Source organism: Vibrio sp. J383 (assembly GCF_023503985.1).
Classification (GTDB): domain Bacteria; phylum Pseudomonadota; class Gammaproteobacteria; order Enterobacterales; family Vibrionaceae; genus Vibrio; species Vibrio splendidus.
This window is the reverse complement of sequence record NZ_CP097294.1, coordinates 1,959,608-1,976,966: the sequence shown is the minus strand read 5'-3', so window position 1 is coordinate 1,976,966 and position 17,359 is coordinate 1,959,608. Positions and strand designations below refer to the sequence as shown.

Below are 17,359 nucleotides of genomic sequence, written 5' to 3'. Positions count from 1 at the left end.
CTCAGTATTTTGAAGCGAGAAGCAATCTCTCGCTTTTTTGTCTATGTTGAACCGGTACGTAACCTGCGGAATAGGTTCTAAACTACTTAACAGGTTTGAAAACTACTGAATAGGCAGTTCAGACAAGCATTTACGGCACAGACATACTCCAGCTTTTGGAATATCGCTAGTATCACGCTTTTCTAGTTCAAAACACCAACACGTCTCTTTACCCGCACTGATATCGCATTGAGCTGGCTCATTACACTGCGGACATTGGTGAGTCGAACTAACACCAGTAAGATTATCCATAACCGACGTTTGCTCTTCTTCAGATAAGCCTTTCCAGCCTATAATTTCATCCATTGTTCGAAAGCAGCCACTGCACATTCCGCCATTATTTTTACAAGCCGCTCGGCAAGGTGTTTTCATTTATCTAACCTGTGATTCATTTGGGCTGAAATGTAGCATATTTGTTTGCCTATTAAGAGCCGTTAGGCTAAGAAATCACTCAGTTAAATTTAGAAATGACCTCGTAATTTTTAGGATTTTCATGTAGCATCTTGCCCCTTTTGTTGAGTGGGGGATATTATGTTTATTGGATTTGATTATGGAACAGCGAACTGTTCTGTCGCGGCAATGGTTGATGGAAAACCAAGCCTGTTACCGCTAGAAGGTAACAATCACTATATTCCCTCAACCGTGTTTGCTCCTACTCGTGAGAGTGTTTCCGAACATCTATTTCGCCATTTGAATATCAAACCGAGTGATGCGGTTGGTGAGCAAGTGTTACGACGTGCTATAGCTTTGAATCGAGAAGAGAGTATCGATTTGGTACCAGAAGATATGGCGTTTGGTCAGGCGGCGTTGGACCTTTACTTAGAAGACCCTCGCGATGTTTATTACGTAAAATCCCCTAAGTCTTTTCTTGGCGCAAGCGGGTTGCATGATGTTCAGGTGAGTTTCTTCGAAGATTTAGTGTGCGCCATGATGGCAAATATTAAACACCAAGCAGAACTCACGACTCAAGAGCAGATCAAACAAGCTGTTATCGGTCGACCAATTAACTTCCACGGTCGAGGTGGTGAAGAAGCAAACCGACAAGCTGAAGACATACTCTCACGCGCAGCTAAGCGTGCAGGCTTCCTTGACATCGCTTTTCAATTTGAACCAGTAGCCGCAGGCCTTGATTACGAAAGTACCCTGACTGAAAACCAAACGGTATTGGTTGTCGATATTGGCGGTGGTACCACCGATTGCTCATTGCTAGAAATGGGGCCAACTTGGTCGGGTAAAGCGGACCGAACCCAGAGCTTGTTAGCTCACAGCGGGCAAAGGGTAGGGGGTAATGACCTTGATATCTACCTTGCCTTCAAGCAACTGATGTCACCTTTCGGTATGGGCAGCAAAGGCATTTCGGGTATCGATATGCCGCTGACTCAATTCTGGAATCCAATTGCAATCAATAATGTCGAAGCTCAAAAGAACTTCTATTCTCGCGAAAACCTAGCGGCCTTGAAGCTACTTCGTAAAGAAGCTTCAGACCCTCAAAAGCTAGAGCGTTTGATGAGGGTTTATCATGACACTCTAGGCTATAGCATTGTACGCAGAGCGGAAGAAGCCAAAATTGCACTAGCAGAATCTTCTCAATATCGAGCCGCGATTAATGTTGCTTCTGAATTGGTCGAAGTGGACATTTCCGTTGAGCAGATGGTGGAAGCGATTGAATCGCCAAAGTCTAAGATGATTGAGTTGGTTAAAGAAGCCATGCAACAAGGCCAGAAAAAGCCAGACGTAATTTACATGACGGGTGGTTCAGCTCGTTCACCTATACTTCGTGAAGCCGTACAACAAGCATTGCCGAACGTACCGATCGTGAGCGGTAACTACTTCGGTTCAGTAACCTCAGGTTTAGCTCGTTGGGCTGAGGTTTGCTTCAAATAAGAGTCCAATGATGAGTTATGAAGGGCAACCAGTCGCTGATTGGTTGCCCTTTTTTTTGTTTTCTCTAGTGAAATTTTAATTGAGCGATTTTTTCTAGCTTAAATCGAGAATTGTTTCACAAAGCTAAATATTTCAACTCACTTCATCATGTTACAAAATGTTTCAATGTCGAGGGTGTATCTCTCGATGGTCTGATGAGTTATTTCTCGATTTGATTTTTAATGCTTATTTGTTGACTATAAAATCAAAAATAGCCGAAACTTTTGTCTAAAAAGATAAAAAAGATCACCAGTAATTATCTACTTATCTTGTTGTTTTAAAGTAATTTTTTGCTTTTTATAGTGCGATTTTTTTTATTTTATATATTTTAATGCAACTTTTTTGTCATTCGTATATTAGTGTTTGCCTACTTGTTAAATGCAGGTAACAACTTCTCCGTAAGCACGAGGTTGTTAGTGAATAACTCACCCAGTTACATAATGGATATGACAATGAATAAGAAACTTTTAGCGCTAGCAATTTCTGGTGCAGTATTTGGTACACAGGCAGTTGCTGTAGAACTTTACAACGAAGACGGCACAACATTCTCTGTTGGTGGTCACGTATCAGTTGCAGTTGGCGACGTAAACAGTGGCGATCGTCTTAATGAAGACGACATCGGTGTTGAGTCTGTATCTCCACGTATCAACTTCGGTGCAACTCACGATCTTGGCAACGGCTTCACTGCAGATGCTAAAGGTGAATGGGCGCTAAACATGCTTGACGGTGGTGATGAGTCATTCACAACTCGTCTTGGTTACGTTGGTCTTTCTCACGACGATTACGGTCGTGCAGCAGTAGGTACTCAATGGGCACCTTACTACAACGTTGCTGGCGTAGCAGATATGCCAATCGCATTCGCGAATGACTTCATCTACGAAGATCACGGTAACCTAGGTACTGGTCGTGGTGAAGAGATGGTGAGCTACGGCAACGCTATCGATTTCGGTAACGCAGGCTCTCTAAGCGCAGCTGTTGCATGGCAAGGTCGTAAGATTGATGATGTAACTACATACGGTAACCGTGGCCAAGTTGCATTGAACTACGCAATTGCTGATTTCACTGCAAACTACGCATACAACACTGGTGATGTGGATTATGTAGGCGTTGTTGGTTCAAAAACTGCTGATTCTCACGTAGTAAGTGCAACTTACGGTTCATACGGCGCTGAAGGTCTATACCTTGCTGGTGTTTACGCAATGAACAACTACATGAACACTGGTAACAAGCGAATTCTTGAAGAGTCAGTTGCTATTGAATTACTAGCTTCTTACGCTCTTTCTAACAGCCTTAACCTAAGCGTTAACTACGAAGCTGTAGAAGACGACAAGAACAGCGAAACTGTGTACAGCACAACTGCTCTACAAGCTGAATACAACTTCACGTCTCAGTTCGTAGGCTTCGCAGGTTACCAATTCGACCTACAAGGTTCTGGTGAGTACAAAGAAAAAGCTGACGACCAATGGCTACTTGGTGCTCGTTACTACCTATAAGTCGCAGACTTATTTAGCATAGTGTTTACTCCTTAAGTTTACCTTTTAGGATACTGTCCTAGACACCATGCTAAGCCCTCTCAAGCCTTTTTGGTTTGAGAGGGCTTCTTTCGTTCTATACGTATCTGTTTTAGCTTTTCCTTCATGCTCCCCAACTATTCATTTTATCTACGTAGCTATGGCTCTTGTCATCAGTTCTTATATGTCGCGATCTTCGGATAAAAGTATTTAAATCATTTAATTGAGCTCAAGATCAGAATTTAGAGATCGGTAATCATCTTGTCGAAGACTCTCATTTTATGATGCGCTAAACTCTGCTCTCTAAAAATAGTTCAGGGATAAACTATGAGCAGCGTTGTAGAACAGAAACAATTGATGAATTCGAAACGAACAGCAACCCCAACAAAAGTACTGTGTGTTGGGCGTAACTATGTCGATCACATTGAAGAACTTAACAATGCGATCCCTGACTCTATGGTGGTTTTTAATAAGCCAAGCACCAGCGTTACTTCCTCTCTGTCTTCTTTTCATCAAGAAGCGCTGCACTACGAAGCAGAGATCTGTTTTATTGTTGAAAACGGTGAATATTCTGCAGTGGGATTCGGCTTAGACCTTACCAAGCGTGAGTTGCAAAGCAGTTTAAAAGCCAAAGGTTTACCTTGGGAGCGTGCCAAAGCCTTTGATGGTTCTGCTGTCTTTAGTCGCTTTGTTCCCGTTGATAATTTTGATCTCTCTGACTTAAACCTAGAATTATTTATTAACTGTGTCCGCGTTCAAAAGGGTCACGTTGAGCAGATGCTGTATTCTCCACAAACTATCCTAGAAGAGCTCTCTTCTTACACGACTTTGCTTGATGGCGATGTTGTAATGACAGGTACCCCAAAAGGTGTTGGTGAGGTCCATCGAGGTGATATCTTCCTTGGCCGTCTAAAGTGTGGTGAAACGACATTGATTGAGATCGAGTGGGTAGCAAGTTAAGTAGTCTTTTCTATTTGGTTAATAAATTTGCTTTATTGTTCATTGATGGTATTTAATTCGAATATTTTACTATCTTACAACTAATTGCATCTGGAAGGGTGTTAGTAATTGATATAAAATCCGCCTCCGTTTTTATCAATACTGAAACCCATGATCGACTTAGCCATCCTACCTGTTTACCTGACTGCCGTTGTTGCACTTCTCCTTTTGCCTGGCCCTGATATGTTACTCATCGCGAGCTCAAGTATGAGCTATGGACGCAAGGTTGGTGTGTTTGCTAGTTTGGGTAACGCGACTTCTGGAATTATCCTGACAGTATTGGCAGCAATGGGTGTTTCAGCATTGATTGCGATGAGTCCAGCGGCTTTAAAAGCCCTTCATCTGTTAGGCGGTACCTACTTATTAAAAATGGGGTGGGATTGTCTTCGAACAGAGCAGGGCAATGCGCCTGAGTTAAGCGACAACTTTGCTGCAAAAGCCTACTATCAACGAGCATTGATTAGTAACCTGCTTAACCCTAAAGCGTTGGTTTTCTTTGTGATGTTCTTACCACAGTTTGTGTCGACGAATATTGAAGCGACTTCTGGTGAGCAGATGCTCGTTCTGGGTTTATTGTTGAATGTTCTCGGCTTAACGTTCAACTTTTTGCTGGTGGCTTTAGTGGGTACGATTGGTAAGTCTCTCGTAGAGAATGCTAAGTTTCGTACCTATCAACAGAAAGTCATGGGCGGAGTCTTCATCGTGTTGGCTATCTGGATGTTGTCTTCTTTCTTTACTTCGTAGACGAATCAACCCAGACATCTTCTCGCGGCTAGCCGCTGAGACAAAAATGGACGCATCGAGCGTCCATTTTTTATATTTAACCGTTACATGCTGAACATGTTAACTGCTATGAGTTCAACTCTTGTTGATGCTGTTCAATCAGTTTACTCATGTCTTCTTCACCGCGTAGGCGAGTGTCTTCGTATGTTTCTGTTCCTTCGAACTTTGTTACCGTCTCATAATAGACTTTCACTTTTGGTTCTGTGCCTGAAGGTCGGACGATAATGCGTGTGCCATCTTCTAGGTGATAGATGAGAACATCACTTGAAGGCAGGTTAATCGCTTCAGTATTGCCACCAATGACGAAGCGTAAAGAAGACTGCAGATCTTCAATCACAGAGATAGCAACACCGTTTATTGCTTTAGGTTGTGCCGCTCTGAGTTTAGAACCAATCGATGGTGAATCTGGGTCAAGAGCAATGCTTCGCTGCGCGTTGGTATGAACACCATGTTCAAATGAAATTTGAGCGAGAAGATCCCAAACCGTTCGGCCTTGAGATTTCAACTCTTCAACCAATTGAGCAAACACGACGATAGCAGACAGCCCATCTTTATCTCGTACTTGGGTACCAATGGTGTAGCCTAACGCTTCTTCATAGGCGAACAAGAACTCATTCTGCTCATCCTCCAACTGCATCCCAATATTCGCCAACCATTTAAAGCCCGTTAGCGTTTGGAAGTAAGTCGCACCGTGGGATTGAGCCACTTTTTCAAGCAGAGTTGAAGAGACGATGCTGTTACCAACTAGCTGATTTTTGGTATGGGGCTTCGACAACAAGTAATGCGCGAATAGCACACCGACTTGATCGCCCGTTAGCATTTTATAGGAAGTATCGTCAGTTCTAACCGCAACGGCAAATCGGTCTGCATCTGGATCATTGGCGCAAGCGATGTCAGCATCGACACTTTTTGCTAAGTTAACCACGAGATCCATTGCCCCTTTTTCTTCTGGATTCGGGAAGTTCACGGTTGGGAAGTTGCCATCAGGCTCTCTTTGTTCGGCCACACTGAAGACTTTGTGGAATCCAGCATCGTGAAGAAGATCTTCCGCCATTTTTGCTCCCACCCCATGCATTGCTGTGTAGGTGATGGTGGTATTCGCGGATTCAAGAGCGTTATTCACGTACGGACTTTGATTAATAGCAGCACGGTACGTTTGATAATAACCCTCAGTTAACCACACCAGTTTACCTTGCGTTTCGGCATCACTTAGGCTCATTAAAGGGATCGGCTTGGTCGATGCGATATCGATTTCAGCGGCAATGCCCGCATCGTGAGGGGGAATGATTTGAGCGCCATTCTCCCAGTATACTTTGAACCCATTGTATTCCGGCGGGTTGTGGCTCGCCGTAACAACAACAGCGGCAGCCGCATTGAAATGCTCAATACCAAAAGCAACGATAGGTGTTGCAGCGACATCGGAGGTTAGGTACACCTTAATGCCCAAAGCGGTGAGCACAGAAGCCGTATCAATTGCGAATTGCTTTGAGTCTAAACGCCCGTCATAACCCACAACGACGCCACGAATCGAGGCATTAGCGACATGTTCAATCAAGTAATGGCCAAGGCCTGTTGCCGTTTCTTGTATCACCAAGCGGTTCATTCTGTTTGGACCGCATCCTACTTTGCCTCTTAACCCTGCGGTTCCGAATTCTAATCGTTGAGTAAAGCGGTCTTCTAGTTCGTCGTGCATTCCCTCATCAATGAGGTGTTGAAGCTCTTCACGAGTTCTTGGATCTGGGTCTCTCGCTAACCAGTTCATTGCATCTTGCATAATCACTAAACCTTTTAATGTCGGTATGACTTACTGTTGATTTAATTTAAGTGATATTGATTATCATTTCCATGAAAGCAATCGTAAAACTCAATATAAAATAATTTATAACGGCGAGAGCGCGTGGATTAAGCCACTCTCAATAATTGACTGTTTAATAAGTAAACTTACCTTGAACAATTGGATATCACTAACTAGCCTTTTACATAAATATAACAAAATTTAACAAATTCGCCGTTTTTGAATCTTTCATGGAAACTTCCAACGCTTATGAGCCGTATTAGCTCCTAGGTTGAGATGAGGTCAGCAGCCCGTTTACAGGCTAGTTCCATGTGAGTTGTAGATTGAGATTCAGCCTTTCATGTGCAGCTGGGATAACAATGAATGTTGTTCAGCTCGCAACGACATTTAGGTCGCAAGTATCCAATTAGGAAGGATAAGGAGAGATCTTTTGAAAAGATTACTGGTTAGGCTAGGGTGGCTTTTGAAAAGTTTTGTTGTGGTTTTGGTATCGCCTTTGGTGCATGCCAGCACTGAATACAACATGACTCAAGGTGTCACTGAGATCAGCGGTAAGGTATACGAACTTCATATGCTGATCTTCTACATCTGCTGTGCGATTGCTTTTGTTGTTTTTGGTGTGATGTTTTATTCAATTCTGAGACACCGAAAGTCGAAGGGGGCGGTTGCTGCTCATTTTCACGAAAGTACGAAAGTCGAAATCCTTTGGACCATCATTCCTATTATTATCCTCATCGCTATGGCCATACCCGCGACCAAGACCTTGATTGCGATGGAAGACACCTCTCAATCAGAACTCACAATTAAAATTACAGGCTCGCAATGGAAGTGGCACTACAGCTACTTTGGCGAAGATGTTGAGTTTTTCAGCCTTTTAGCGACCAGCGATAAAGAGATTGAAGGCATTGAAGTGAAAGGCGCGCATTACCTGTTAGAGGTTGATAAGCCGCTGGTACTGCCTATCAATCGTAAAGTACGATTTTTGATGACTTCCGATGATGTTATTCATTCATGGTGGGTCCCAGCATTTGCCGTTAAGAAAGATACCATTCCGGGCTTTATCAATGAAGCTTGGACAAAGATAGATGAGCCCGGCGTTTATCGAGGCCAGTGTGCTGAGTTATGTGGTCGTGCTCATGGCTTCATGCCGATAGTGGTACAGGCTATGGAGGAAAACGAGTTTGATACATGGTTAGCGGACCAGAAAGAATTGGCGATAACCGCACAACAAGCCGCGCAAGATGCATTAGATGCGTCACTTTCTTTGGCAGAGCTCAATACTATTGGCGAAGAGGTATATAAAACTCGTTGTGCAGTTTGTCACCAAGTGAATGGCGAAGGTATCCCTGGAGCATTTCCTGCCATCAAAGGAAGCCCTATTGCGCTTGGCGATGTGGGTGTTCATATCGACACCATTGTTTATGGTCGTGGGGGAACGGCGATGCAGGCGTTTGATAATCAGTTAACCGAGAAAGAGATCGCAGCGGTAGTGACCTACCAGCGAAACGCTTGGGGTAATGATACCGGCGATATTGTTCAGGCTTCAGATGTGAACGCTTATAAAGCCAAGCAAGAAGGCGGAGGCCAAGCAGCTGACGAACAAGGTTCAACGGATCAAGCACAAACCGATGCTAAGGAGCAGTTATGAGTTCACCAATCAATAAGCCGGTGAAATCGGCTCCTGCAGAAGATCAAGTACTGAGCCATTCTGCGGAAGGTACGCTGGGCAATGATGATTTGCCTGTTGACGATCACGACTCACATGCGGCACCTAAAGGCTGGGCTCGTTGGCTTTACTCAACCAATCATAAAGACATCGGTACACTTTACCTGTGGTTCAGCTTTGCGATGTTCTTAACGGGTGGTGCCATGGCAATGGTGATCCGTGCTGAGCTATTCCAACCCGGGTTACAACTTGTTGAGCCAGATTTCTTCAATCAGATGACTACAGTCCATGGTTTAATCATGGTATTCGGTGCCGTGATGCCAGCATTTACGGGCTTGGCTAACTGGATGATCCCGATGATGATCGGAGCTCCAGATATGGCGCTGCCGAGAATGAACAACCTCAGCTTCTGGATTCTGCCTTTTGCTTTTCTAATCTTGATCGGATCTTTGTTTACTGAGGGAGGCGGCCCAAGTTTTGGTTGGACCTTCTACGCGCCACTCTCGACAACTTATGGTCCAGACAGTACCGCGCTATTCGTATTCTCAGTTCATATTATGGGGATCAGTTCGATCATGGGGGCGATTAACGTGATCGTAACCATAGTGAACATGCGTGCGCCGGGCATGACTTGGTTCAAGCTACCGATGTTCGTATGGACTTGGTTAATTACCGCTTTCTTGCTAATAGCCGTGATGCCCGTTCTCGCGGGTGCGGTGACCATGGTTCTGACCGACAAATATTTTGGGACTAGCTTCTTTGATGCCGCAGGTGGTGGGGACCCGGTGATGTTCCAGCACATATTCTGGTTCTTTGGGCACCCCGAAGTGTACATCATGATCTTGCCGTCTTTTGGTATTGTCTCGGCGATCATTCCTGCATTCAGTGGTAAGCGTCTGTTTGGTTATCACTCTATGGTTTATGCGACCTGTAGTATCGCATTGCTGTCATTCTTGGTTTGGGCGCACCACATGTTCACCACGGGTATGCCAGTATTTGCAGAATTGTTCTTCATGTATTGCACCATGTTGATCGCTGTGCCGACCGGTGTGAAAGTCTTCAACTGGGTCGCGACCATGTGGCGAGGGGCTTTGACTTTTGAAACTCCAATGCTGTTTGCGATTGCCTTTATAGTTCTGTTTACGATTGGTGGGTTATCCGGATTGATGCTCGCTATCGTGCCAGCTGATTTCCAATACCACGATACCTACTTTGTTGTGGCTCATTTCCACTATGTTCTGGTGACAGGTGCTGTGTTCTCAATTATGGCCGCCGCCTATTACTGGCTGCCGAAATGGACTGGGCATATGTACGACCACAAGCTCAGTCTGTGGCATTTCTGGACGTCGGTAATTTCAGTCAATGTACTGTTCTTCCCGATGCACTTTTTAGGACTAGCGGGCATGCCGCGTCGTATTCCTGATTACGCCATTCAGTTTGCTGATGTTAACCAAGTGGTGTCGATTGGAGGTTTTGCCTTTGGGTTATCTCAGCTGATCTTCTTATGGCTGGCTATCAAGTGCGTAAGAGGCGGAGAGCCTGCACCAAGCAAGCCTTGGGACAGAGCTGAAGGACTTGAGTGGACCGTACCAAGCCCTGCGCCTCACCACACCTTTACTCATCCACCGAAAGTGGATTAGAGGACAGAACCATGAGTGATAAGCAAAGCGATCCCAATCAAGATAAAAAACAACCAAAGCACCTGTCTAATAAGCGATCGACCAAAAAGCTGACGGGTTATTTGATGTTGGGCGTGGTTGCGATGTTTGGCTTCGGTTTCGCTTTGGTGCCGCTCTACGATGTGATGTGTGAGGCTTTAGGGATCAATGGTAAAACCAATACCGTTTCCGCAGTTCAACCTCAGGGAATGCAGCCTGACTATTCTCGTACGGTCCGCGTTGAATTCATGTCCCACATCAAGCCAGATATGCCATGGCAGTTTTCGCCTGAGGTTCGAGTGTTAGAGGTTCATCCTGGAGAAGTGGTTCAAACTAACTACATAGCTAAAAACCTATCCGGAGCCTCATTAGTTGGCCAAGCCGTACCGTCGGTTTCTCCAGGTATGGGGGCAACTTACTTCAATAAAATGGAATGCTTTTGCTTTAATCAGCAGCCATTGGACGGGCACAAGAGCGCAGAAATGGGTTTGATATTTTACATTGAGCCAGATATTCCAGAATCGATACATACGCTTACGCTCTCTTATACGCTGTTTAACATCACGAGTCAGGTGAGTGTAGAGGCAAGTAAGCCTGAAGTGACCACATCAACATTGAGCACACTACAATCGGGCTCACCAAAAGCGAGCACACTCGCAAGTAACTAGGGATTTACAGAACCAGTATCAACATAAGGAGTTGAGCGATGAGTTCTAAAAAGGAAGTTTATTTCGTTCCACATCAAAGTCACTGGCCATTGGTGGGTGCTGTAGCGCTGTTTTTGGTCGCGGTTGGCGCTGGCTTGACGGTGCAAAATATGGGCACCGACGCTGCTGGCGGCGTGTTTGGAAAAGCAGTTCTGTTAGTCGGATTTTGTGTGTTGCTTTACATGCTCGCAGGTTGGTTTAGTAATGTGATCACTGAATCATTAAGTGGCGTTTATTCTGAGCAAATATCCCGCTCCTTTAGGCAAGGCATGAGTTGGTTCATCTTTTCCGAAATTATGTTCTTTGGCGCTTTCTTTGGCGCGCTTTTTTACGCTCGTATGATTTCTGTCCCTTGGATTGGCGGTGCGGGCAACAATGAAATGACCCATGAAGTGTTGTGGCCGATGTTCCAATCAATGTGGCCGTTAACGACGACACCTGATGGCGTGACGACACAAGCCATGCCTTGGCAAGGTATCCCGCTTAAGAACACCATTATCCTGCTGCTTTCCTCTGTGACGCTGCACATGGCACATATCAGTCTTGAACAAAACAAGCGTATGGCTTTGATCGTGTGGCTAGAGATAACCATTGTTCTGGCTGGCTTCTTCCTGTTCTTCCAAGTTGAAGAGTACCTTCATGCTTATCAAGAGATGGGACTGACACTTCAATCCGGTATCTATGGTAATACCTTCTTCTTATTGACCGGATTCCATGGTTTGCATGTCTGTTTGGGAACGATTTTTTTGATTGTGTTACTGGCGAGAGTTGCGAAAGACCACTTCACTCCGAAAGACCACTTTGCGTTCCAAGCGGGCAGTTGGTATTGGCACTTTGTTGATGTGGTTTGGTTAGGGCTGTTTGTGTTTGTTTATGTGCTTTAGCGGTTGAGCCTATAGGGGATTAATAAGGGCGAGGGTTGGGAGTTATCACTCCTGAACCTAAAGCCAGTAACAACAGTAGCACGACAACGGCTGACCACATGACTCGACGACCCAAGAAGTGACTCAGTCTTTTGCCATTGTGTTTACCTGAGGCGATTTGGATTAGACCTTTCATCAAATTGAAAGCGATAAAAAACAGCAAAGCGACCAATACAATTTTAAACAACAACACAAAGGTAGATGACGCCATAGTGATAACTCCAAACCGATTGATTGATGATGAACACAAGTTCCGCAGTAAAGGTTTTTGGATAGCGGTTGTTTTAACTGTGGTTTCAGTCGGCATTTTAATCAAGTTGGGTTTGTGGCAGTTAGAGCGTGGTAACGAGAAATTGCGTTATGAACAACAGCTATCAGAAAGAGCGCAGCAATCGCCTAGGTCATTGGACTCGGTTATCTCTGAATGGAAGGACTCGCGTATACAAGCGCAAGGTGCATCTGAACAGCTGTCTTTAAATGGTTTGAAGGTTGATGTGGAATTGGAAACACCAAGTGGCTTAGTGGTCTTGTTAGACAATCAGGTTAACCAAGGAGCGGTGGGGTATGTGATTTACATGTTGGGTGAGGTTCGCTTTAAAGATGAAAACGAGTCTTTAGTGGCCGAAAAGCAGTTATTGATAGATCTGGGGTTCGTTGCGGCAAGTAATGACAGAAGAGAGCTTCCACAACTAGGAAACATAACACTACCGACCAATATGTCAGGGCGTTTGTACACTCGTTCAGTGAATCCTCTAAGTCATGAGCTGGGTTTAGAAAACACAACGCCTAAAAGAATTCAAAACATCAACATAACAGCGTTATCAGAGTACACAGGACAAGCCGTTTTACCCTTTGTCTTCCAACCGCAAAGCTTAGAATCGTGGCCTTATGAGTTGTTATGGCGACCGACGGCAATGAAATCTGAGAAGCACTTCGGTTACTCATTTCAATGGTTTGTAATGGCAGCGGTACTTTTGTTTTTGATGTTGTTAATTGGCTATCGGTACCTAAAAGCGACACCTACCACGGAGAACAACGATGGATAAGTCTCAAGCACAAGTGAACAGGGAAAGTACCGAGGCAAACATGGCTGAGCTCAGAAGTCGTCGTACTAAAGGACGCTTGGTATTAATCGGACTCGTTTTAATTTTCGCTTTGCCAGCCATTATCGCCAAAACTGTGTTGGATCAAAATTGGTATACGTCAGGTGTCACTAACTCAGGCGAATTGGTAGAACCAAGAATTACACTAGCGGATTTCGGCGTAACGGTACCCATGGCAGGAGAGGGTTGGGTTGTGGGCTATATCGCTCCCACAGAGTGTGAAAGCTTATGCGAACAACAACTCCATTATTTGAATCAAAGTTACTTGGCGCTAGGGAAAAACAAAGAGCGAGTGACCGCCGTTGTTTTCGTCTCAGAAGGTAACTCGTTGTCGGGTTCGCTCAACAAGCCTGATTTATCTTTGTTAGCAGGTGGTGATCAATTCAGTACTGAGTTTGCACCAGCTTCCATTGTCATAATTGACCCACTCGGGCAATTGGTTATGAAATACAAAAGTGTTTCTGATCCTTCGCAGCTAGTCAGCCAATCTAAAGGCATGATTCATGATCTAAGAAAGCTGCTTAAGCTGTCACGAGTTGGGTAGTTAATCAGCTTAAGTTGATAAGCTTGAGTTGATGGTCTTTAGCATATTGCGTTAATGCTGAGTGTTGTTAGCGAAAAGGGAATAAGTATAGGGAGATAAACGATGCAGAATAAAGCCCCTGATTTACTCATGCACATGATGAGATTAACTATCTTGTTAACCCTTACCGTGATTGTGCTCGGCGCTTATACCCGTTTGTCTGATGCTGGCCTTGGCTGTCCTGACTGGCCTGGGTGCTATGGAAAGATTACCGTCCCCTCGAATACCCAAGCAGTTAATCAAGCCAATCTACAATTTCCAGAACGAGCTCTCGAAGCAGACAAAGCTTGGATAGAGATGATCCATCGCTACTTTGCAGGAACATTAGGGCTGCTTATCTTTGTCGTTGTTGCTTGGTGTATTAAAAAGAATATAACAACTGCTGGTCTTCCGTTACTTATCTCTGCAACCGTGATATTTCAGGCTTTGCTTGGAATGTGGACGGTGACTCTCAAGTTGATGCCCGTTGTGGTTATGGCGCATTTGATGGGGGGCTTCACGTTGCTGTCACTGTTGTGTTTGCTCTACTGTCGTTTGTCTCAATTCCAAAGCCGTTTTGGTGAGGCTGCCTATTCTTCACCACTTAAAGTCTCGGCACTATTCGGATTACTCATTGTGGTTGGGCAGATACTGCTTGGTGGCTGGACATCGTCTAATTATGCCGCTCTGGTGTGTACCCAATTACCTATCTGTGAAGGAAACTGGACAAGCTATTTAGATTTCAAGAATGCCTTCGACTTTGCTCAACACGGCCATGATAACTATGAGTTTGGTGTGTTGGAATATCCCGCAAGGCTCACCATCCATGTCATGCACAGGTTCGGGGCTATTGTGGCGACGTTAACGGTGCTAATGGTCGTGTACCAGCTATGGAAATTTGGCCAAGTGCCTCACCAAAAGCTGAGCGTGATTGTCGCATTAGTATTGTTTACTCAAATCAGCCTTGGGATCAGTAATGTATGGTTTCACCTGCCAATCTCAGTCGCGGTTTTGCATAACCTAGTCGCAGCGATGTTGCTAATCTGCATGGTGGTGACCAATTTTGTCGTGTGGCAACGCAAACCGAGTGAGAGCTTGGTGAAGAACAGTGTATTACAAGGAGGTAATCATGGTCAGTAAAACGTCAACACAACATGGAGTGGTGGTTCAAGGAGTAGCCTCAAGTCCTAAGATAGCAGCCAGCAATGACATCGCTTTAATTAACGAAACGGCTGCAAACAACAAAGCTGTTTGGAAGGTCTATTTAACACTGACCAAGCCGAAAGTGGTGGCTTTGATGCTGCTAACTGCATTGGTTGGAATGTGTTTGGCTGTGCCTAATGGATTACCTTTACAGCAAACTGTGTTCGGGATGATTGGGATAGGGCTGATGGCAGGTTCAGCCGCTGCGTTTAACCATTTGATCGATAAAAAGATCGACGGCCAGATGACTCGAACAAATCGACGTCCTTTACCATCCGGTGAACTGAGTAGTGTGCGTGTATTCAGCTTTGCTGCGGGTATTGGGTTACTTGGCTTTGTCACGTTAGTGGTGTGGGTCAATCAACTGACTGCGTGGTTAACTTTTGCAAGCTTATTAGGCTATGCGGTGATTTATACCATGTACTTGAAGCGAGCGACGCCACAAAACATCGTGATAGCAGGGATAGCTGGCGCAATGCCTCCGCTATTAGGCTGGACGGCAGTCACCAACGAGCTTCATTCAAATGCTTGGTTGTTGGTGATGATCATCTTTATTTGGACACCTCCGCACTTCTGGGCGTTGGCAATTCATCGTCGTGACGAGTATGCCAAGGTGAATATTCCCATGTTGCCCGTGACCCACGGAATCGAATACACCAAGACTTCAATTTTGCTGTATACATTGTTGTTAAGCATCGTGTGTGTGTTACCAGTATTAGTTGGCATGAGCAGTTGGATATATCTGAGCGCGTCTTTGGTGCTCAACGGTGGGTTTGTCTATCACGCGTGGGTTCTGAAATATCGTGATGAGCCTAATATGGCGATGAAGACCTTTAAGTTCTCTATCTATCATCTCATGATCTTGTTTGTGGCTCTGTTGGCAGACCACTATCTACTTTGATAACCGCATTTCTGCTGTTGCTGAATAAGAAAACGGATGCTCTGGGCATCCGTTTTTGTTTGGCTAATTACACAAGCTCACATACTTGAAAGTAAGTAACTCGCTAACAATTAGTCCACTTTGTTCCATGCATCTTGCCAGTGTGAACCGACACCTGGTTCGTACTGAGTTGCTGTTGGAGCCCATTGAACACAGTAGCCAGAGTATGGGAACTCTTTACACTGATAAACGCCACCATCGCTGCTTAGAACCTTTGTTCCTGCAGTGTAATATTCAATGCTTTCTGGGAAAACGAAGTCGTAGTCGCCCGCTGGTGGCGGCGTTTGCTCGTCCATAAGGTGGAAATCAAGCGTGTTCTGATCAACTAAGTTACCTTGGTCATCTTTGGTCACAACCACAAGCATGTGGTGACCAGCTTCTGACTTAGAAAGAGTCAGTTGAATATCTTCAACTTGTCCGTCTGTTAGGTCTGATTTCTGAGATGCAAGTGCTTCACGGTGATGGTTGTACACGGTAAGCTCGGCTTGGATATCGCCTGTTGCCGCTAGCGTAAGGTCAAGCTGAGTAGGTTGGCTCTCATCGATAATGTACTCTGACTCTAGACCTGTTACTTCTAGCTCATGCTCGGGTTCTGGAGTATCAATCTTGTAGCCGATTTCAACACTGTTAAAGCCAGAGCCTGCTTTTAGATAAACAGGGTTCGTGCCGTAAACGGGTGCGAAATCGCCTTGGTCATTCAATTGGCCTGCTTTGATTTGCGCCTGCTCTTGATTGATCTTAGAGGCAAGTGCGTAAGACCAGTTATTGGCTTTGCCTTGATCAGAACTTTCAATCACAAGCTCTGTGCTGTATGAAGCGTTCTCACCAGATTGGTCAAATACACGCGTATAAACAGCGTCACCAACATTCAGGTCTTGTGTCGGGTTGATTTGACCGCCTTGATCCCAATCAGGAATGATAGGGCCGTCGCCATCAAACTTCACATCGATAACGTTGTAGAAAGCCGCTGCAGTGTCACCTACATCCCATACCGCAAGGATCACTTGATAGCCTTCGCGTTCTGGCACATTACACAAGTGGCTTACTTGCATCGGTGGCTGTTCCATATTGCCTTCAATAACACAGAATGGCGTTAAGTCAAAAGAGCTGCGAGCCAAAGGCTGGTTTGGATTCCAGTCTGGTTGAGTAATGTAATATTTCCAATCGCGAGTCTTGTGGTTAGCTGTGAACGTCCATTCAAAGTACTGAGAACCAGACTTGATCGGGCGTTTAACCCAGCGGTCTGCTGTCTGCTCGTCAAGCGCTGCCGCTAAAGATGATTGCGCGCTGGCGATTTTTCCATCTGCAGGGCCGACTTCAGGGAAGCCTTCAGGGCCTTCCACACTCTGTGGCTCATATTGGATACCACCACAGTTGGTGTTTTTTTGTTGTGTATCACTCGTTGGGAACTTACATAGCGCGACACGACTCTCAGCAACGCCATTATTGTATGCCGAAACATAACCGTGACCGAAGCTTGCTCCACTTACGCTAAGTAGCGATAGTGCGATGAGCGATTTTTTTGGGAGTTGTTTCATTATTTGTCC

Annotated in this window: 16 protein-coding genes; 12 read left to right on the top strand and 4 right to left on the bottom strand. The window is 45.0% G+C overall.

The genetic code is table 11. The annotated features are described in order from the left end of the window. Positions 1–102: 102 nt before the first annotated feature. Positions 103–411, bottom strand: coding sequence for a DUF1289 domain-containing protein (locus tag M4S28_RS25115; RefSeq protein WP_017079638.1), 309 nt, complete (start codon positions 409–411; stop codon positions 103–105). Positions 412–570: 159 nt separating this feature from the next. Here M4S28_RS25115 and yegD point away from each other — a divergent pair, with 159 nt between their 5' ends. The 4 genes from yegD to M4S28_RS25095 all read left to right on the top strand — a co-directional run bounded on the left by yegD (position 571) and on the right by M4S28_RS25095 (position 5,216). Beyond that, positions 571–1,923 carry a molecular chaperone gene (gene yegD, locus M4S28_RS25110; protein WP_029224398.1) on the top strand — a complete coding sequence of 451 codons (1,353 nt, stop codon included), beginning with the start codon at positions 571–573 and terminating at the stop codon, positions 1,921–1,923. Between the two features lie 491 nt (positions 1,924–2,414). Beyond that, entirely contained in the window at positions 2,415–3,455 is a 1,041-nt protein-coding gene (locus M4S28_RS25105; RefSeq protein WP_249633187.1) for a porin, read from the top strand. A 345-nt stretch (positions 3,456–3,800) separates the two neighbouring features. After that, entirely contained in the window at positions 3,801–4,433 is a 633-nt protein-coding gene (locus M4S28_RS25100; protein ID WP_108162171.1) for a fumarylacetoacetate hydrolase family protein, read from the top strand. A 150-nt stretch (positions 4,434–4,583) separates the two neighbouring features. Beyond that, positions 4,584–5,216 (top strand): LysE family translocator, encoded by a 633-nt coding sequence (locus tag M4S28_RS25095; protein ID WP_017079642.1) that lies wholly within the window; start codon positions 4,584–4,586, stop codon positions 5,214–5,216. 106 nt (positions 5,217–5,322) lie between these two features. Here the strand turns inward: M4S28_RS25095 and M4S28_RS25090 are convergent, their stop codons facing one another. Next, on the bottom strand, positions 5,323–7,029 hold the full coding sequence (locus M4S28_RS25090; RefSeq protein ID WP_249633186.1) for a phospho-sugar mutase: 1,707 nt from the start codon (positions 7,027–7,029) through the stop codon (positions 5,323–5,325). A 451-nt stretch (positions 7,030–7,480) separates the two neighbouring features. Between M4S28_RS25090 and coxB the strand changes: the two genes are divergently transcribed. From coxB to M4S28_RS25070, 4 genes are read left to right on the top strand one after another with little or no spacing between them, the layout of a single operon-like run. Next, positions 7,481–8,698, top strand: coding sequence for a cytochrome c oxidase subunit II (gene coxB / locus M4S28_RS25085; RefSeq protein WP_249633185.1), 1,218 nt, complete (start codon positions 7,481–7,483; stop codon positions 8,696–8,698). Next, positions 8,695–10,356: a cytochrome c oxidase subunit I gene (gene ctaD, locus M4S28_RS25080; RefSeq protein WP_017088645.1), complete on the top strand. Its 1,662-nt coding sequence runs from the start codon at positions 8,695–8,697 to the stop codon at positions 10,354–10,356. The genes coxB and ctaD overlap by 4 nt, the downstream gene beginning before the upstream one ends. Before the next feature lie 11 nt (positions 10,357–10,367). Then, complete coding sequence (locus M4S28_RS25075; RefSeq protein ID WP_249633184.1) at positions 10,368–11,042, top strand: cytochrome c oxidase assembly protein; 675 nt, start codon at positions 10,368–10,370, stop codon at positions 11,040–11,042. Positions 11,043–11,080: 38 nt separating this feature from the next. Beyond that, on the top strand, positions 11,081–11,965 hold the full coding sequence (locus tag M4S28_RS25070) for a cytochrome c oxidase subunit 3 (protein WP_104215842.1): 885 nt from the start codon (positions 11,081–11,083) through the stop codon (positions 11,963–11,965). A 19-nt stretch (positions 11,966–11,984) separates the two neighbouring features. Here M4S28_RS25070 and M4S28_RS25065 read toward each other — a convergent pair whose 3' ends face one another. Further along, the gene (locus M4S28_RS25065) at positions 11,985–12,215 is read right to left on the bottom strand and encodes a DUF2909 family protein (RefSeq protein ID WP_029203703.1); all 231 of its coding nucleotides are present in this window, start codon (positions 12,213–12,215) and stop codon (positions 11,985–11,987) included. Between M4S28_RS25065 and M4S28_RS25060 the strand changes: the two genes are divergently transcribed. The 4 genes from M4S28_RS25060 (at position 12,103) to cyoE (ending at position 15,773) form a co-directional block, all read left to right on the top strand. Further along, positions 12,103–13,050 carry an SURF1 family protein gene (locus M4S28_RS25060; RefSeq protein ID WP_249633183.1) on the top strand — a complete coding sequence of 316 codons (948 nt, stop codon included), beginning with the start codon at positions 12,103–12,105 and terminating at the stop codon, positions 13,048–13,050. The genes M4S28_RS25065 and M4S28_RS25060 overlap by 113 nt on opposite strands. Next, the gene (locus M4S28_RS25055; protein ID WP_249633182.1) at positions 13,043–13,651 is read left to right on the top strand and encodes a redox-active disulfide-containing membrane protein; all 609 of its coding nucleotides are present in this window, start codon (positions 13,043–13,045) and stop codon (positions 13,649–13,651) included. The genes M4S28_RS25060 and M4S28_RS25055 overlap by 8 nt, the downstream gene beginning before the upstream one ends. 102 nt (positions 13,652–13,753) lie before the next feature. Continuing rightward, on the top strand, positions 13,754–14,809 hold the full coding sequence (locus tag M4S28_RS25050; RefSeq protein ID WP_249633181.1) for a COX15/CtaA family protein: 1,056 nt from the start codon (positions 13,754–13,756) through the stop codon (positions 14,807–14,809). Beyond that, the gene (gene cyoE / locus M4S28_RS25045; RefSeq protein WP_249633180.1) at positions 14,799–15,773 is read left to right on the top strand and encodes a heme o synthase; all 975 of its coding nucleotides are present in this window, start codon (positions 14,799–14,801) and stop codon (positions 15,771–15,773) included. Before M4S28_RS25050 ends, cyoE begins: the two co-directional genes overlap by 11 nt. A 110-nt stretch (positions 15,774–15,883) precedes the next feature. Here cyoE and gbpA read toward each other — a convergent pair whose 3' ends face one another. Further along, the gene (gbpA, locus tag M4S28_RS25040; protein ID WP_249633179.1) at positions 15,884–17,350 is read right to left on the bottom strand and encodes an N-acetylglucosamine-binding protein GbpA; all 1,467 of its coding nucleotides are present in this window, start codon (positions 17,348–17,350) and stop codon (positions 15,884–15,886) included. Positions 17,351–17,359: the final 9 nt, after the last annotated feature.

What these genes read in the sequence shown, in the direction of transcription:
- M4S28_RS25115 (WP_017079638.1), bottom strand. Translation starts at nt 411, where the DNA reads ATGAAAACACCTTGCCGAGCGGCTTGTAAAAATAATGGCGGAATGTGC.
- yegD (WP_029224398.1), top strand. Translation starts at nt 571, where the DNA reads ATGTTTATTGGATTTGATTATGGAACAGCGAACTGTTCTGTCGCGGCA.
- M4S28_RS25105 (WP_249633187.1), top strand. Translation starts at nt 2,415, where the DNA reads ATGAATAAGAAACTTTTAGCGCTAGCAATTTCTGGTGCAGTATTTGGT.
- M4S28_RS25100 (WP_108162171.1), top strand. Translation starts at nt 3,801, where the DNA reads ATGAGCAGCGTTGTAGAACAGAAACAATTGATGAATTCGAAACGAACA.
- M4S28_RS25095 (WP_017079642.1), top strand. Translation starts at nt 4,584, where the DNA reads ATGATCGACTTAGCCATCCTACCTGTTTACCTGACTGCCGTTGTTGCA.
- M4S28_RS25090 (WP_249633186.1), bottom strand. Translation starts at nt 7,029, where the DNA reads ATGCAAGATGCAATGAACTGGTTAGCGAGAGACCCAGATCCAAGAACT.
- ctaD (WP_017088645.1), top strand. Translation starts at nt 8,695, where the DNA reads ATGAGTTCACCAATCAATAAGCCGGTGAAATCGGCTCCTGCAGAAGAT.
- M4S28_RS25075 (WP_249633184.1), top strand. Translation starts at nt 10,368, where the DNA reads ATGAGTGATAAGCAAAGCGATCCCAATCAAGATAAAAAACAACCAAAG.
- M4S28_RS25070 (WP_104215842.1), top strand. Translation starts at nt 11,081, where the DNA reads ATGAGTTCTAAAAAGGAAGTTTATTTCGTTCCACATCAAAGTCACTGG.
- M4S28_RS25065 (WP_029203703.1), bottom strand. Translation starts at nt 12,215, where the DNA reads ATGGCGTCATCTACCTTTGTGTTGTTGTTTAAAATTGTATTGGTCGCT.
- M4S28_RS25055 (WP_249633182.1), top strand. Translation starts at nt 13,043, where the DNA reads ATGGATAAGTCTCAAGCACAAGTGAACAGGGAAAGTACCGAGGCAAAC.
- M4S28_RS25050 (WP_249633181.1), top strand. Translation starts at nt 13,754, where the DNA reads ATGCAGAATAAAGCCCCTGATTTACTCATGCACATGATGAGATTAACT.
- cyoE (WP_249633180.1), top strand. Translation starts at nt 14,799, where the DNA reads ATGGTCAGTAAAACGTCAACACAACATGGAGTGGTGGTTCAAGGAGTA.
- gbpA (WP_249633179.1), bottom strand. Translation starts at nt 17,350, where the DNA reads ATGAAACAACTCCCAAAAAAATCGCTCATCGCACTATCGCTACTTAGC.